This is a genomic window from Streptomyces zagrosensis (genome assembly GCF_014203645.1).
Taxonomy (GTDB): domain Bacteria; phylum Actinomycetota; class Actinomycetes; order Streptomycetales; family Streptomycetaceae; genus Streptomyces; species Streptomyces zagrosensis.
This window is the reverse complement of the sequence record NZ_JACHJL010000024.1, coordinates 68,269-82,341: the sequence shown is the minus strand read 5'-3', so window position 1 is coordinate 82,341 and position 14,073 is coordinate 68,269. Positions and strand designations below refer to the sequence as shown.

Annotated in this window: 16 protein-coding genes; 13 read left to right on the top strand and 3 right to left on the bottom strand. The window is 70.2% G+C overall.

The annotated features are described in order from the left end of the window. Positions 1 to 745 precede the first annotated feature (745 nt). Both FHS42_RS31610 and FHS42_RS31605 read left to right on the top strand, forming a co-directional pair. The gene (locus tag FHS42_RS31610) at positions 746 to 937 is read left to right on the top strand and encodes a hypothetical protein (protein WP_184578748.1); all 192 of its coding nucleotides are present in this window, start codon (positions 746 to 748) and stop codon (positions 935 to 937) included. A 193-nt stretch (positions 938 to 1,130) separates the two neighbouring features. Beyond that, positions 1,131 to 1,862 (top strand): tetratricopeptide repeat protein, encoded by a 732-nt coding sequence (locus FHS42_RS31605; protein ID WP_184578745.1) that lies wholly within the window; start codon positions 1,131 to 1,133, stop codon positions 1,860 to 1,862. Positions 1,863 to 1,897: 35 nt separating this feature from the next. Here FHS42_RS31605 and FHS42_RS31600 read toward each other — a convergent pair whose 3' ends face one another. From FHS42_RS31600 to FHS42_RS31590, 3 genes are all read right to left on the bottom strand, one after another. Then, positions 1,898 to 2,242 carry a hypothetical protein gene (locus FHS42_RS31600; protein ID WP_184578742.1) on the bottom strand — a complete coding sequence of 115 codons (345 nt, stop codon included), beginning with the start codon at positions 2,240 to 2,242 and terminating at the stop codon, positions 1,898 to 1,900. A gap of 169 nt (positions 2,243 to 2,411) precedes the next feature. Further along, the gene (locus tag FHS42_RS31595) at positions 2,412 to 2,633 is read right to left on the bottom strand and encodes a DUF397 domain-containing protein (RefSeq protein ID WP_184578739.1); all 222 of its coding nucleotides are present in this window, start codon (positions 2,631 to 2,633) and stop codon (positions 2,412 to 2,414) included. Next, entirely contained in the window at positions 2,630 to 3,514 is an 885-nt protein-coding gene (locus FHS42_RS31590; protein WP_184578736.1) for a helix-turn-helix domain-containing protein, read from the bottom strand. The genes FHS42_RS31595 and FHS42_RS31590 overlap by 4 nt, the downstream gene beginning before the upstream one ends. A gap of 273 nt (positions 3,515 to 3,787) precedes the next feature. Here FHS42_RS31590 and FHS42_RS31585 point away from each other — a divergent pair, with 273 nt between their 5' ends. The 11 genes from FHS42_RS31585 (at position 3,788) to FHS42_RS31535 (ending at position 14,051) form a co-directional block, all read left to right on the top strand. Then, complete coding sequence (locus FHS42_RS31585) at positions 3,788 to 4,177, top strand: ATP-binding protein (RefSeq protein ID WP_246495685.1); 390 nt, start codon at positions 3,788 to 3,790, stop codon at positions 4,175 to 4,177. A gap of 322 nt (positions 4,178 to 4,499) precedes the next feature. Then, positions 4,500 to 5,921, top strand: a complete 1,422-nt coding sequence (locus FHS42_RS31580; RefSeq protein ID WP_184578732.1) for a protoporphyrinogen/coproporphyrinogen oxidase — start codon at positions 4,500 to 4,502, stop codon at positions 5,919 to 5,921. Further along, on the top strand, positions 5,918 to 7,006 hold the full coding sequence (locus tag FHS42_RS31575) for a hypothetical protein (RefSeq protein ID WP_184578729.1): 1,089 nt from the start codon (positions 5,918 to 5,920) through the stop codon (positions 7,004 to 7,006). Before FHS42_RS31580 ends, FHS42_RS31575 begins: the two co-directional genes overlap by 4 nt. Beyond that, positions 7,003 to 7,554: a P-loop NTPase family protein gene (locus FHS42_RS31570; protein WP_184578726.1), complete on the top strand. Its 552-nt coding sequence runs from the start codon at positions 7,003 to 7,005 to the stop codon at positions 7,552 to 7,554. Before FHS42_RS31575 ends, FHS42_RS31570 begins: the two co-directional genes overlap by 4 nt. Positions 7,555 to 7,560: 6 nt before the next feature. Next, entirely contained in the window at positions 7,561 to 8,580 is a 1,020-nt protein-coding gene (locus FHS42_RS31565) for a glycosyltransferase family 4 protein (protein WP_184578723.1), read from the top strand. Beyond that, positions 8,577 to 10,157, top strand: coding sequence for a glycosyltransferase family protein (locus tag FHS42_RS31560; RefSeq protein WP_184578720.1), 1,581 nt, complete (start codon positions 8,577 to 8,579; stop codon positions 10,155 to 10,157). The genes FHS42_RS31565 and FHS42_RS31560 overlap by 4 nt, the downstream gene beginning before the upstream one ends. Positions 10,158 to 10,200: 43 nt before the next feature. Further along, positions 10,201 to 10,680, top strand: coding sequence for an NUDIX domain-containing protein (locus FHS42_RS31555; RefSeq protein WP_184578717.1), 480 nt, complete (start codon positions 10,201 to 10,203; stop codon positions 10,678 to 10,680). Between the two features lie 8 nt (positions 10,681 to 10,688). After that, positions 10,689 to 11,456, top strand: a complete 768-nt coding sequence (locus tag FHS42_RS31550) for a phosphotransferase family protein (RefSeq protein WP_184578714.1) — start codon at positions 10,689 to 10,691, stop codon at positions 11,454 to 11,456. 218 nt (positions 11,457 to 11,674) lie between these two features. Further along, complete coding sequence (locus tag FHS42_RS31545) at positions 11,675 to 12,505, top strand: hypothetical protein (protein ID WP_184578711.1); 831 nt, start codon at positions 11,675 to 11,677, stop codon at positions 12,503 to 12,505. Beyond that, on the top strand, positions 12,505 to 13,485 hold the full coding sequence (locus FHS42_RS31540) for a hypothetical protein (RefSeq protein ID WP_184578708.1): 981 nt from the start codon (positions 12,505 to 12,507) through the stop codon (positions 13,483 to 13,485). Before FHS42_RS31545 ends, FHS42_RS31540 begins: the two co-directional genes overlap by 1 nt. Beyond that, positions 13,482 to 14,051 carry a hypothetical protein gene (locus FHS42_RS31535; RefSeq protein ID WP_184578705.1) on the top strand — a complete coding sequence of 190 codons (570 nt, stop codon included), beginning with the start codon at positions 13,482 to 13,484 and terminating at the stop codon, positions 14,049 to 14,051. Before FHS42_RS31540 ends, FHS42_RS31535 begins: the two co-directional genes overlap by 4 nt. Positions 14,052 to 14,073: the final 22 nt, after the last annotated feature.

Here is a 14,073-nt window from a genome sequence, read left to right as displayed (position 1 = left end):
CCTCGTACTCCCCCCTCACGGAGGACCGCTCATGAGCGGTCCTAGCCCACCCGGAGCCCTCCCCTACCCGGCCCGCAACGGCCGCTCCCGGCCAAAGTGCCGGACGGTCAGTATCCCTACGGTGAACAGGGCGACCTCCTGGGCCCGGCCCACGCGCACCAGGGATGCCTGGGTGCTCAAAGCCCACAACGCCTATGCGGGCCGCGGGGTCCTGCCCGGCTGGCATCTAACGCCGCGCAGTTCGCTGACCAGAACACGCCGGAGCACGACCGTCACAGGGCGCGCGTCTTCCTTGGGGTGTGCGGACGCGGACCTGGTGTTGAGAGAACACCAAGTCATCTGGCGTGCAACACCACGCCTGGTCTCCGCGGTTTGTCAACGTGTCGCACAACGGCCCCAACTCCCACACACAGCAGTCCTGCGACCAGTCCACCACCGCCACACGTGGTTCGCCTCCCGGCCGGTCTTGGGAGCGCCAGGCGGCCAGCAGCAGATCCGCCATGCGCTCATCCGGCACAGCGACGGATGCACGCCCCCACACATCACCCGTGCGAGTGAGCATCGCTCAGTCAGCACGCCGACCGAAGCCGACCGTGCCAACGCGACTATCCCCTCACCTGAGCTGCGCGTTCGCTGCCTCGTTACTGGAATGGGGCCCAGGCGTGCGGCTCACGACAGAAGCAGCGCGGACACCGGCAGGCGCTAAAAAGAGGGAAGGAAACTTTCTTCGATTGAGGAGCACGCAATGGGCGCGATCAACAATTTCCTCGAAATCCTCTCAGGTGCACAGCTGACATGGTTCAAGAAGCAGTCCATGGCCAGGCAGGCGGCGATCGCCGCCCAGTGGCAGGGCAGCGGCAAGACCCCGGAGGACGTCATCGAGGACAACGGAGGCCCCTCGCCCGAAGGCGGCCGGGAGGGGATCCCAGAGGTCTAGCAGGCCGGCTGCCGCCTGCCGCACACTCATCGCTGGCTCAGGGGCGTCATCGCCCGAGGCGAACCCGCTCCAAGGCCGTCATTCGCCCATTTTGGGTGACCGGGGTTGGTGCGGGCTCGTTGAACAAGGGGTGGTTCAGTTGCCTGCGAGGCGATTTCGCCTGGGGCGTGGCGCTGATGTGGAGGACGGGTACATGGGAACGGTTCGGGCCGGCGGTACGGAGTTGCTGGAGGCCGGTGGGGGTGCGGTGGGTGAGTGGCTGGCGATGAGTGGCCGGGCGTTGTCGGCGCTTCGGTCGTGGGCCGGGCGCGAGCCGCACTCGCCGTTGGCGGTGGCATTGTGGGCGTATGCGGACGCAGAACGCCTGGGGCGCCGTCAAGTGCGCGCGCATCTGCAATCCGCTCACGCCGCGGCCGGGCAGGCTCCCGCCCGCACCAGCGGCCTGGACCACATCCATCAATTGGTCGCCGAGGGTGGTGGGTGGGCGGAGGTCTTCCACACCTTCCAGCTCGCCCTCGCTGCTGTGGCCGCTGACACTGACGCGCTGCAGGCCATGGCCGAGCGGGCCAGGAGTGACCGGCGCCCGGACTACCACCAGGTCCTAGCCCCTGTGATCCAGGCCCTCGCGCACATGACGGCTGGCCGTCCCGGTAAAGCCGTCGCCCTCCTCACCCCCCTGGGACAGGAGGCCGAACGCGTCGGCGGGGTGCGGGTGGAACGCGAGATCATCCAGGACACCCTCACACGCGCCCTCATCGACACCGGCCAGATGGAACAGGCCGCCCACCTCCTGCACCACCGCATCACCCACCGCCGCCATCACACCTATGAAACCCTCCTCCTCACTCCCCGCCCCACTACCCTCCGCAGCCCTGCGCCCGCGCCCGCCGGCACCCCGCGGTACAGACCTGACCCCACGCGGTGACCAACCCATGGGGCCCTTTCGCGGACGTCAGTCGATCAACTGATCCACGTGCGGTGGTGGTCGCTGCGGAAGCGGGGGTGGCCGGGGGCTGCGCAATGCTCGCAGGTGTGCTCGGAGGCTGTCTCGGCGGCGTCGGTGAGGGCGGTCGCGGCGTCCACGAAGGCGCCGTCGTACTCGCCGGCCTCGTCGAAGCGGTTTGTGAGGTGGATGCGCAGGCTACCGAACCGGGTGGTGAGGCTGTCGAGCTGGTAGTCCGGGGCAAGGGTGAGCAGGTCGCGGTGGAGTTGGTCGAGCAGGGCGGTCCAGCCGGGCCCGACCGTGTGAGTCCAGGCGGGGATCTGCCGTGGGCTCCGGGTGGAGTGGGTGTTCTGGTCCGTCATGCGCCACATTCTGACGTGGGGGTCTGACAGTGGCGTCGAGCTGTGTTCTGGTGATCTTTGCGGGGGCCTGGCGGGGCTGGGGATGGTGGCGGCTGGGGTAGGGCTGTCATGTCGCGGCGGTTGTCTTCCCCCGGTTCGGTCGGGGGAAGACAACCGCGGTTTGCGCTGGTCAGAGCTCTCCGCTGATCATGGCCTGCCGGAACGCGTGCCACTCGGTCGCGGTGTACCGAAGTGGTTCCAGGTGGGGGTTCTTGGAGTCGCGTACGGCGATGCCGCCTTTGGGGAGGTCGGTGATCTCAACGCAGTTGTGTTCCGGTCCGCTGGCCTTGGCCTTGCGCCAGCGGGCGGCGGAGAGGTCGTGCGTGTACAACTCCGCCTTTGCTTCGTTCACTTCCGGTGCCTTTCTTGTATCTGTGCGATTCGTGCGAGTGAGTCCTCCACCGACAGGGCCGTGGCGCGGATGCGTTCGAGTGCGCCTGTGAAGGGTTGCGTGCCGTCGCCCTCAACGTAGGTAGCGCCGCTGAGGTTCTCCAACAGCACGACGTCTGGGGTGGGTCCGGGGAAGCTGACCAGGCTGAAGCCGCCGAGTATTCCGGGGTGGGCGGTGGAGTCCGAGGGCATGATCTGGATGGTCACGTTCGGCATGTCGGTGGTGTCGAGCAGCTTTCGAAGCTGCTCGCGCATCGTGGTGGGGCGGATCTCAAACCGCGTCTTGAGGGCCGTTTCGTGGATGATCGCCCACAGCGCCAGCGGGTGGTCTCGACGCGTGAGCACGGCTTGGCGGGCTTGCCGCACTTCTGCCAGTGCCGCGATCTCCTCGGGCGTCCTGGAGCTGGTGGTCCCGGCGATGGTCTCTCGTGCGTACGTGGTGGTTTGCAGCAGGCCGGGGATTACCAGCGGTGTCCACTCGCAGATCTGCTCGGCGTCTTCCTCCAGCGAGATGTAGTCCGCGTAGGACGGCGAGACGACGCCGCTGTACGTCTGCCACCAGCCGGGCTTTTTGCGGGCGTCCCTGGCGAGGTTCTCTAGCGCGGTGAAGACCTCGGCGTTCTTCAGGTCGTCCTGTTTGTAGCCAAGGGCCTTGAGTAGTTCCGTGACTTCGGCCGGTTGGATCTGCTGCCGGACATTCTCGATTTTGGACAGCTTGGGGACTTGCCATCCCAGGGCGGCGGCGACGTCCTCCGACGTCATCCCGGCGTCCTTGCGGAGCTTCTTCAGCGTCTGCGCGAGGCGGCGGCGACGGATGGTGGGCACCAGCTGAACGTGCGGCATATGCGCAGTCTGGCACCGCCCAGGGCGGAAACACGACCCCGATCTCAGTAATTGGATGCCCATTGGGCAGAAAGGTTGCGGCCCACACGAGAAAGGGTGCATCCTCGTGACGGAGAGGCCATGCGAGGTGAACTCGCCGTGATGCATGGTCACTTGATCCCACGCGCGGCCATGCGCCGCAGGTTGGAGGCAGCCGTGTTCGTGGACAGGCAGCAGGCCCGGTCAAGCGCTGGGTTCTACTTACGGGCTCGGCCTACCGGTTTTTGCGTCCACATGAACGCCTCGGCGGCCCACCTGCGCAGGGTGCGCGAGCTTGCGGCCAAGGCGCTGTGCGAGGCCGGGGTGGGCACCGGGACCAGCGAGATGGTGCAGCTGATCACCTCGGAGCTGATCGGGAACTCGGTTCGGGCCTGTGGCGACCACGTCCCCTTGGTCGTCGAGGTCGACGTCAAAGAGGACGGGGTGTCGGTGAAGGTCCACGACCCCGAGCCGGACCTGATACCCAGCCGCCGGCCGGTTGAGCTCGACGACGGGAATGCCGAGTCCGGCCGGGGACTGGGCTTGGTGGACAAGCTCGCCCCCGGCTGGCAGGTCCACCCCACACCGGTCGGCAAGCAGATGGTGTGCAGCCTGCCCTACGACGAAGGAGAAGGCCGTGCATGAAGACGCTGCCGAACAACTCCTGTTCTCAACGCCCAGCGCATCGTCTGATCCAGAAGACCCGCCGCCGACGGACGGGTGAGTTCGCCGCGGTCACCAACGCCTGACCACCCGAAATGCCTGCTCCCCCGGGCGGGCAGGCCCGGGCCTTGACCAGCGGCAGCAGGTGATGGTGCCCCGCCTACTGCCGCCTGCCCGCGAGCCAGCCCCGCCGCTGTTCCCGTTACGCATCGGCGGCTGGGCCACCTTGACCTCGCACCATCACCACGGCCCGGCCCAGTGGCTGAGCCGCATCTGATGTGTCCGCTGACCGAAGGAGGGCTTCATGCCCCGTTCCTCGCATCCGTTACGGTCCGACCGGATCGCCATCCTCGGGGCCGGGCCCTGCGGCCTGGCCTGCGCAAACGAACTTCAGCGACTTGGCCACCGCGCCTGGGTGCTGCTGGAGGCGGCCCCGGCGCCCGGTGGCCTTGCCTCGTCCGTGGTCGATGCGGCCGGCTTCACCTGGGATCTGGGCGGTCACGTGGTCTTCTCCCACTTCGGCGAGTTCGACCGGCTGCTGGCCGAGCTGTTCACTGCCGACGAGTTGCTGCACCACGACCGGTCCTCCTACGTCCGCTTCCGCGACCGTTGGGTGCCCTACCCCTTCCAGCACCACCTGCGCCACCTCCCGGCCGAGGACGCCGCGGCGTGTGTGCACGATCTGCTGCTCGCCTGCCAGCGGCGCGAGGAGCTGCCCGCCGGTGCCGACTTCGCCACCTGGCTACAAGCGATGTATGGATCAGGGCTGGTGGAACGGTTCTTTAGCCCGTACAACTCCAAGATCTGGGCGACGGCACCTGAGCAGATGGCTTCCTCCTGGGTGGCCGAGCGCATCGCCCCGGTCAGCGCCGAGGAGATCCTGGCCGCCTTCTGCGGTACCGCCCGGCCTGCCCGGCGGTGGGGCCCCAACGCCACCTTCGCCTTTCCCGCCCGCGGCGGTACCGGGGAGATCTGGCGCCGACTGGCCGCACGCCTGGACGGCGGCCTGCGCACCGCAGCCCGCGCGGTCGCCGTCGACCCCGCGTCCCACACCGTGACCCTCGCCGACGGCGAGCGGATCGGCTTCGACCACCTGGTGGCCACCGGTCCGCTGGACCAGCTCGCCGCCATGACGTCGGGCGCCCCGCAGGCGGTGCGGGCGGCAGCCGGGCAGCTGCGGCACACGTCCGTGGCCATGGTCGGCCTGGGTTACCAGGCCCCCACCACCGATGAGCGGTCCTGGCTGTACTTCCCTCAGCAGGACGTGCCGTTCTACCGGGCCACGAACTTCAGCAAGTACGCGCCCGCCAACGTCCCCGACGCCAACCCGCAGGCGTTCAGCGCATGGATGACCGAAACCTCCATGCTCCCGGGGACGCACCTGAACACCTACGGGCTGGTCCACGACTGCGACCAGGCAGTGCGGCGCCACGGCCTGGTTCCCGAGCACGCGCCGCTGGCCAGCGCCCACCTGGAGGTGATCGAGTACGCCTACCCGGTGCCCACCTTGGGCCGTGATGCGGCCTTGGCCGAGGTGGTGCCGTGGATGGAAGCCCGTGGGATCTACCCGCGGGGCCGGTTCGGCACTTGGCGATACGAGATCGGCAACATGGACCACGCGGTGAAGATGGGCATCGACATCGCCCGCCGCCTGGTGAACGGGGCCGCCGAGGAACTCCTCGCCCCGGCGCCCGGGGTCGCGGCGGTGGCAGGGGGCCAGGCATGAACGGCCGCACCAGCAACAAGCCGATGCTCTTCGCCGGGCACCGCTTCCACATCCACACCGATGCCGCCTTCGGTCTCGACCAGGGCATCCACCTGCGCAACTTCGCCCCCGAGAGCGACCCGGCTCCGCTGTGCGGGCAGCGCACGCACATCCGCGTCCACTACAGCGCAGACCTCTTGCGCGACCGGATGGCCCGCCTAGTTGCCACACCCTCGCTGCCGGTGGTGCCCTTCCGCGGCGAGCCGTACCGGTTGTCCCTGATCGGCCCCGTCTGCTGGTGGTGGCCCGAGCCCGGCTCGCACCTGCCCGCAGACCATCTGTACGCCAGGGACGCGACGGGCGGGCTGCACATCTTGCTGCATCCGGGCACCGACCGCGGTGAGCGGTATGCCCTGCGCGTGATCCGCGAGGCCGTCCTGCGCTGTGCCGAGCACCGCGGCTGGACCGCGTTCCACGCCGCAGCCGCCGCGGTCGACGGCCACGGCGTGCTGGTCGCCGGGCCGTCAGGGGCAGGCAAGACCACCGTGCTGACCGCGCTGGCCGCCCACCGCCGCGCTGATCTCATCGGCTCCGACCGTGTGCTGGTCACCGAGACCGCGGCGAGCGTGGTGGGGGTGCCGCTGTCGGTCCGGATCGCCGGCGGCACACTGTCCGCCCTCACCCCGCGCGAGAGCCTGCCGCCGCACAGCGTGCTGCCGACCGGCTTCGGCGTCGCGCGCAAAGCCTCGTGCACCCCGCACGACTTCGCCCACGCCTTCGCCGCCCGCGTCCGCGAGAGCGCCCCGCTGCGGCTCGTCGTCCTCCCCCAGTTGAGCGACGACGACCAGGAGCTGAGCATCACCTTCCCCTGCCCGGCGGCGGCCCGCGACGCGCTCAACGCGGTGTGCTGCACCCCGGATGACGAGGACTGGCTCCACCCGTGGTTCGCCAACCGCACCCGTGACCCGGGCGAACTGGCCCGTCAGGCTGCCGACCTCATGGACGACCTGGTCGCCCGGGTGCCGGTGATGCGGGTGACGGCCGGGGTGCACACCGCACACCTGCTGGAACGGATCGCCGACACCGTCACCCGGAGGCTGCTGTGAGCCCCAAGCGCATCGCGCTGGTCGGGCCGGTGGCCTCCGGCAAGTCCACCCTCGCCACCGCCATCGCCGCCCATACCGGCCGGCCCCACCTCGACATGGACGAGCTGTTTTGGGGACCGAATTGGACACCGGTCAACGCGTCCGTCTTCCACGCCGGCGTCCATGACGCCCTGGCTGCGGACACCTGGATCGCGGACGGCAACTACGGCGGCGAGGCCGGCGAGACGCTGCTGGCCCGCGCCGAGCTCGCCATATGGCTCGACCTGCCACTGCGGATCTGCCTGCCGCGGCTGATCCGCCGCTCGCTGCGGCGGGCCGGCACCCGGCAGGAGCTGTTCGCCGGAAACCGGGAGACCTTCTCTCATCTGTTCGCCCGCGACTCGATCTTGTGGTGGGGCCCCGCCCACCACCACCAGCACCGCCGCCGCTGGGCGATGCGCCTGACCCCGGACCGGGCCGACGGCCTGCCTATTGTCCGCCTCGACCACCCCGCGGCCATCGCTCCCCAACTGCGATCCCTCGGTCTTCTCGCCCCGAAGGAGGCATGACCTGCCATGATCGCCTCCGTCGTCCGCGTGCCCTGGCACACCACCCACGGCGGCTACGACCGCCTCCTGGACCACCTGCCACAGGTCCGCCGCATCACCCCACCCGTCGGCCCGCTCGCGACGACGGCCGCGCGGGCCGCCCACCGCCTGCTCGCCCAACGCTGCCCGCTGCCGTTCTACCCGGCCGAGCACTTCGCCACCGACCTGCACCTGCTGGCCTCCTGCGAGGCGGCCCATGTGCTGTACGGGGACGAGCAATACTGGTTCGCCCGCCACCGCCTGGGCCCGACCGCCGTGACCTACCACCAGCCACCCGCCCATCTCAAACAGCTTCTTCCGCCCGAAACGTGGCGAAGGCTGGCGCCGACGGCCGAGCACATCGTCGTCCTCGACTCGCACCAGCAGGCGTTCTTCACCGACCTGGTGCCCTGCGAGCGTGTGCACCTGGTGCCCCATGGGATCGACACCACCGCCTTCACCCCACCGCCCTGGCCGCCGTCCTGGGACCGGCTGAGGGTGCTGACGGTCGGTTGGTGGCTGCGGGACTGGGAGGTGTTGGACGCCGTGCACGAGCGGCTGTACCGCCGTTACGGCGGCGGCGTCGAGCTGATCGTCGTCACCCGGCAAGCCAGCCGCAGGCCATGGCATCCGGCCGCCCGCGTCCTGGAGGGCATCACCGAGCAAAGGCTGATCGCGTTGTACCGGCAGGCCGCTGTGATGCTGCTGCCGCTCATCGACGCGAGCGCCAACAACGCGTTGCTGGAGGCGATGGCGTGCGGCGCCCCGGTGGTGGCCACCGATGTCGGCGGCATCCGGTACTACGCGGGCCGCGGCCGGGCAGCGGTACTCACCCCGCCCGGCGACGCTGCCGCCGCGGCGGAGGCGGTCGAACAGATCCTCGCCGAGACCGGCACCGCCGCACACGCGGTGCGGCGGGCCGCGGCCCGCGAACAAGCCGAACTGTTCGCCTGGCCTTCGGTCGCCGAGCAGATGCGCGACCTCTACCGGCTGCTGGAGGAACGGTGAGCGAGGTGTGGTTGCAGATCGCCGTACCCGTGCTGGTGACGCTGCTGTTGGCCCGCGCCGTGTGGGCTGCGGCAGCGGTCGAGGTGTGCACGAGGTGGCTACTGGCCGCTGCCGGCAGTACACCCAGCCGGCCGCAGGCGGTGCCGTGGCTGGTGGTGCTGCTGCCGATGCTGCGCGAGCAGACGATCGCCGCGCAGACGGTGGCCGCGTTCACCGCGCTGGACTACCCGCGCGGGCGGGCCGCCGTCGTGGTCATCACCACCGAACGCGAAGCCTCCGCCCGCACCGGCCACCGCGCACGGCTGACAGCCCTGGCCGCCGCTTCCCCGCTCACGGCCGGGCAGTTGCGGGGCCTGTTCCCCGCTGCCCGCTGCGAGGAGGTCGCCGAAGCGGTCAACGCCGCCCCGCCCGCGGACCGGGTACGGGTGCTGACCGAGCTGTTCGACGCCGAGCCGACCACCGCCGAAGTCATCGCGTCCCTGGCCGCCGACCCGCCCGGCGGCGGGCTGCCGCTGGTGCACCTGCACCAGCCCGATCTCGGCGGGCGCAAGGCCGGACAGCTGAACTTCGCCCTCGACCGCCTCGCACAGGTCCTCGGCCCGCTCGACTGGCGGCCAGACGAACACGCACACGGCACCTTTGTCGTGGTCTACGACGCCGATGCGGTCCCCGACCGCCGCACACTTCCAGCGTTCGCCGCCACAGCCACCGCCCACCGGGCCCGCACGGGGAAGACCCCGGCGCTGATCCAGCAGCAGCGGCTGCCGCTGCTGGCCCGCCGCCCTTTCCCCACCGGCCCCGTCGGTCTGCTGCTGGCCGGGGAATGGGTGTACCAGTTGCGGCGCTCGCTGGGCATCGAACTCGCCCGCCTGCGCCTGCACCGTCTCCTGGCCGCCTCCCGGCTGCCGGAGGCGGTGCGGATGTGGCTGCGGCCGATGGTGTACGCCGTGGGCTGCGGAATGGCGGTTCACCTCCCCGCCGTTCGTGCGCTCGGCGGCTTTCCCGAGCCGATGGAAGACCTCGCCACCGGGCACCGTCTGTCCCTGCTCGGCGCCGACCTCACCGCATCCACGGTCGCCGTCCTCGACGAGCCCTATACCGAACCGTCGGGGCTGACCAACCTTCACGCGCTGGCCTTCACCGCCTGCGCCCGCCCCGACCGCCACGCGGCAGCCGTCGCCCACCTGCCCGCCGCCATCTCCCGCCCGGCCAAGGCCGTGCTGGTGGCCCGGGAGTGGGTGGACGAGGCCGCCTGGCTGATCGGCACCCCGCTGATCGCCGCGGCCATCATCTGCGCCTGGTCAGCGGGTCCTGCATGGACCGCCGTCGCCACGGCCGGTGTGCTCCTGCACGGCCCCGTGACGACCGCCCGGCTGCTGGCCCTAGCCCCCGTGCTGCACGCGGCCGTCACCCCGCCGACTCCCCTGGGCCCGCTGCCTCGGACATCCCCCCGGTACCCGGCGGCGCTGATCGCGGCCAGCCCACTCCAACCGTTCGTACGGCTGGCCGGGCCCTGGCGACTGATCTTGGCGAAGGTCACCGGACGCCACCGCGGTTTCGGCAAGACTGAACGCTGACATCCCTATCCACCCCACCACCGGACCAGAGTTGGAGCCCCTCGTGGCCGAGCCCCTCACCCCGACCATCCGCACCTGCGCCAAGGCTGTCGTCGTCCATAACGGCCGCGTCCTGCTCCAGCGGGCTACCTGGGAGGGCCAGGACTGCTACTTCCTGCCCGGCGGCGGTCAACTCCCCGGCGAACCGCTCGACGAGGCCGCCCGCCGCGAGGTCCACGAGGAGACCGGCCTGACCGTCACCGTTGACCGGATGCTGTGGCTGCGCGAGTACATCGGCGCCCACCACGAACACGCCGCTACCGAAGCTGGCACCCACCGCATCGAAGCGATCTTCCACTGCACACCCCAAGGTGACCCGGGCACGCTCGGCGGACACGCCGAAGACCAGGTGCAGACCGGCCTGGAATGGGTCGAGCTGGAGAAGGTACCCGGCCTGAACCTGCTGCCCCACGCGCTGCGGCAGCCCATCACCGCCCTCGCCACCGGACAGCCCCAAGCGGGCTACCTCGGCGACGTCGCCTAAAGCACACCATGGCGGCGATAGACGGCCAGGTCCCCTCAGACGCCCAGGAGATCACCACCGGACAGGCGAACCGCGTCTGGTACGTGGACGCCCCCGTGCCGTATGTGCTCAAGCACTACGGTGACCGGGCCCGCGCGGCCAACGAGGCCGCCGCCCTCGCCCTGCTCACCCAGCACAACGGCCCGGCTCCGCGGCTCCTTGGGGCCGATCCCAACGGCAGGCCAGCGTGGACCGCGCAGAGCGCGGTCCACGCCGAGCCCACACCCACCGACCGGCTCCTGGACGAGCTCGACGGCCCCCTCGCCGCCGTCCACTGCATCCCCGGCCAGCACGTCGGACGGCTCGCCGCAGCCCCCCGCCACCGCACCTGGCGCGACTACCTCCACAACCGGCTGGACACCTACACAGCCGCAGCCCCCGACCTCGCCCAAGTCGCGGCAGCCCTGCACCGCAACCTGGACGCCCTAGACGTGGACACCGAGCCCCGGCTGCTGCACCACGACCTCCAACCCGGCCACCTCGTCCGCCCATTCAACGGCCAGCCACTGTTGCTGGACTGGGAACTGGCCACCCTCGGCGATCCACTGTCCGACCTCGCCCGTCTCGCCGTCCGCCTCGACCTCACCAACCCCGCAGACGTGCTCCAACTCGCCCACCGGCCCCCTGCGGCAGCCAGCCGCCGAATCCACCTGTACTGGCGCATCCACCAACTCGCCGACGCAGCCCTTGGCACCGATCCGCTCGTACGGCAGCTCGCACGAGATCGCCTCTCGTGAGCTCCGGCCGCCCACCGGCACAAGGGCGCGGACGCGGCACACACCAGGTTCACCCTAAAAGATGAACCTGTAGCGAGGGTCTCCGCTTAACACCGCAGTTCAGCGCTGACGAACAGTCACCACACCCTCCCCGCGCGGTAGTTGGTGCTGCCTGTGCGGTGCGTTCATATGATTACGATGCGTGCCCGTCCGAAGTTGATCTCTGATGGGAACGACGCATGACCTACACCGAGCAGGACGTTTGTGAGGGCCGCCGCCTCATGGACGAGGGACGCGAGAACAGGCTGGCGATCGGCGACAAGCTGCTGGCCGTTGCCGGGCTGAACAACGACAGCGTCTTCGAGGAGTTCTGCGGCCAGATCGGGCTCGCGCCCGCCACGGGGCGGGAGTACCGCCACACCGCCCGCATGGCCACCCCGGCGATACGGCAGTTCATCGCCGAAGGCGACGTGCACGTCAGCTACAGCGCTTTGCGAGAGGGCGCCCGGCCAAGGCCCGGCGGCATACCGGCGGACGAGGGCTGGACCAAGCTTCGTGCCCTGCTGAAGGAGGCTCGCGAGGCAGGCCGCGACCGCGTCACCCACGCGTACTACCAGCAGATCCTGGGCACCGCGCCCGCTCTGAAGGAGCTGGTGGACCCGGGCTCGGGTGACTCCACCAAGCTCATGGCCTATCTGGGCGGCCTCAGCGGCTCCGAGCGGGAGAAGATCGTGTGCTCGCTGCTGGCCGACGACACGAGCCTGCGCACGTCGGTCCGCCGCACGATCGAGGACCAGCGCCGGCGGGAACGCGACCGCGAACGCCTGGACGGCCCCGAGCCGGCCACGCACTGGATGCCGCTCGCCCGGGCTCTGGTGGCCCTGGGCGACCAGGCCAGCGGTTTCGTGAACCGCCACCCGTCCGCCCAACTGGTCGAACAACAGCTGCCCGCCGCCCGAGAGGCGCTGGTCAAGCTGGAACTGGCCACCGCCTGGATCACTATGCGGCTCGACACCGCGGCGAAGCCCGCTCGCAGCCGCCGCGCGGCGAAGGTCGCGGTGGCCGTGTGATGGCGCACAACGTCGAGGACACCGATGACGGCCTGGAAGCCGACATCGCCGAGTTCGCACGGCACAACCGCGGCGGCGGCTGGGCCCTGGCCCTGCTAGTCGCACGCCGCGTCGAGCCGGACCTCGGGCATGGTCTCAGCTTCGAGCAGCAAGACAAACTTTTCGACCGAAAAGTTTGTCGCCAGATCAGCGCGGTCGAGTTCGCGCGCCGGTCGAAGACGTCGACCAAGCGGGTGTTGGCCCTGCACAAGGCGTGGATCAGGGGCGCGGAGGCGGGCAAGGTCGCCTCGCTGGAGAAGGTCGTCGCGGGCGAGTACGTGAAGCTCCCGGACGAGGACGATGTGCCGTTCTACGGCGAGCACGGCTTCTACAAGAGCCACGAGTCGCGGATGCCCAAGGGCGAGCGCCGTGATGCCCTGGAGACGGAGGCCGAGCGGGCCGGGGTCCGGCCCTCCAGTCCCGTCTTCGTGGCCCAGCATCCCAAGGCCGTCAAGGCCGCGGTCATCGCCGACGAGGCGACCCGCACCGCAGCCTTGGAGGGCATCGCCGAGGTCCAGCGCCGCGAGGCCAAGGAGCAGGGCCGGGCAGGCCGCCAGGCCGCGGGGGAAGTCGCCGACAGCCACGCCCGGGAACTCGACGGGCGGGCTGGCAACTGGTCCCCCGAGGGCGGCGAGGAGGGGATGGACCCCGCTGCCGCTGTGGCTGCGGTGCGGGCCACCGCCGAGCCGGGCGACGCGGATGCCGCTTTGCAGGTCTTCAACGAGCTGGCCCAGGTCAGGCTTGGGACGCTGCGGGTGCTGTCGCTGTTGCAGCGGCATCCCGTCCAGTTCAGCGACGATCGCGGCAGGACCATCACGCAGTTGTGCGAGGCGACGAAGGCCGCCTTGGACTTCGCCCGGGATCTGGTGGCCAGCCCGTACGCGGTCTTGGACGACGCCGCGTTGCGGGCGTTTCTCGAAGAGAGCGAGAAGCTGGGGTGAGCCGGGCCAAGGACAAGCCGCCGACCCGTTCCGAGCAGGACGCCGTCGACGTGCTGCTATGGCTGTACGCGCGGGCCGGCCACGAGGTCTCCTACAAGGACATCTCCGCGGGTGTCGGCCTGCCGGACGGCAGCCGGTTGCGGTCGGCGGTCCGCAGGGTGCGCGTGGCCGCGGCCCACGACGGCCACCGGCTGGAGCAGTTCATGCGCTCCAAGGACCCGCTGCGGCGCGGGGTGATGACCGCACGCTTCCATCGCACCGGCCAAGGCGACGAGTTCGGCGCCCGGGACGCGCTGCTGGCGTGCCGCAAGAGTGTGGCCTCCATGGCCGAGATGCAGCGCGCGTGCGCGTTCGAGGCGGCCAACCCCAACAGCGTGGACGCGGAGGCGTTTTCGAAGATGGCCGAGACCGCCGACGGGGCGATGCGGATGGTCAGCGGCGTCGAAGGGCTCGGCAGCAAGGTTATGAAAAACCAGCGGACCATGACCCGAATGGCGGAGCGGATCGCCGATCTGGAAGCCGAGGTCGTCCAGTTGAGCACTCGCCCGCCAGCGGCGAGCGCATGACGGGTGGGGGTGCCCCAAACCA

Bases quoted from the DNA above. Each gene is read 5' to 3' on its own strand.
- FHS42_RS31610 (WP_184578748.1), top strand. From the start codon at position 746: ATGGGCGCGATCAACAATTTCCTCGAAATCCTCTCAGGTGCACAGCTG.
- FHS42_RS31605 (WP_184578745.1), top strand. From the start codon at position 1,131: ATGGGAACGGTTCGGGCCGGCGGTACGGAGTTGCTGGAGGCCGGTGGG.
- FHS42_RS31600 (WP_184578742.1), bottom strand. From the start codon at position 2,242: ATGACGGACCAGAACACCCACTCCACCCGGAGCCCACGGCAGATCCCC.
- FHS42_RS31590 (WP_184578736.1), bottom strand. From the start codon at position 3,514: ATGCCGCACGTTCAGCTGGTGCCCACCATCCGTCGCCGCCGCCTCGCG.
- FHS42_RS31585 (WP_246495685.1), top strand. From the start codon at position 3,788: ATGAACGCCTCGGCGGCCCACCTGCGCAGGGTGCGCGAGCTTGCGGCC.
- FHS42_RS31580 (WP_184578732.1), top strand. From the start codon at position 4,500: ATGCCCCGTTCCTCGCATCCGTTACGGTCCGACCGGATCGCCATCCTC.
- FHS42_RS31575 (WP_184578729.1), top strand. From the start codon at position 5,918: ATGAACGGCCGCACCAGCAACAAGCCGATGCTCTTCGCCGGGCACCGC.
- FHS42_RS31565 (WP_184578723.1), top strand. From the start codon at position 7,561: ATGATCGCCTCCGTCGTCCGCGTGCCCTGGCACACCACCCACGGCGGC.
- FHS42_RS31550 (WP_184578714.1), top strand. From the start codon at position 10,689: ATGGCGGCGATAGACGGCCAGGTCCCCTCAGACGCCCAGGAGATCACC.
- FHS42_RS31545 (WP_184578711.1), top strand. From the start codon at position 11,675: ATGACCTACACCGAGCAGGACGTTTGTGAGGGCCGCCGCCTCATGGAC.
- FHS42_RS31540 (WP_184578708.1), top strand. From the start codon at position 12,505: ATGGCGCACAACGTCGAGGACACCGATGACGGCCTGGAAGCCGACATC.